This is a genomic window from Algoriphagus aestuariicola, from assembly GCF_017254835.1.
GTDB classification, from domain to species: Bacteria; Bacteroidota; Bacteroidia; order Cytophagales; family Cyclobacteriaceae; genus Algoriphagus; species Algoriphagus aestuariicola.
In genome coordinates, this window is record NZ_JAFKCW010000017.1 from 1 (window position 1) to 589 (window position 589).

At 60.8% G+C, this 589-nt stretch carries 1 protein-coding gene; it reads left to right on the plus strand.

The window, feature by feature from the left end; all coding sequences use genetic code 11:
• On the plus strand, positions 1–589 hold a 589-nt coding region (locus tag J0A67_RS22585), incomplete at both ends, for an MBG domain-containing protein (RefSeq protein ID WP_206571666.1).

Genomic DNA, 589 nt, shown 5'->3' on the forward strand with positions numbered 1-589 from the left:
TGGCCTTGAGCGCCAACTATGACCTGAGCTTTGTGGAAGGCAATCTGGAGATCACAGAAAGGGCGATCGAGGTGACCGCGGACGACCAGACCAAGGTATACGGCGAAGCGGATCCAGCCTTGACCTACCAGATTACTTCGGGCAGCCTGGCCTTCAGCGACGCGTTCACCGGGGCGCTCGGCAGGGATGCGGGCGAGGACGTGGGCAACTACGCAATCACCCAGGGCACCCTTGCCCTTGACGGCAACTACGACCTGAGCTTTGTGGAAGGCAATCTGGAGATCACGGTACGTGAGATCGAGGTGACCGCCGACGACCAGACCAAGGTATACGGCGAAGCGGATCCAGCCTTGACCTACCAGGTCACCTCCGGTTCGCTGGCCTTCAGCGACGCGTTCACCGGGGCGCTCGGCAGGGATGCGGGCGAGGACGTGGGCAACTACGCAATCACGCAGGGCAGTTTGGCCTTGAGCGCCAACTATGACCTGAGCTTTGTGGAAGGCAATCTGGAGATCACAGAAAGGGCGATCGAGGTGACCGCGGACGACCAGACCAAGGTATACGGCGAAGCGGATCCAGCCTTGACCTA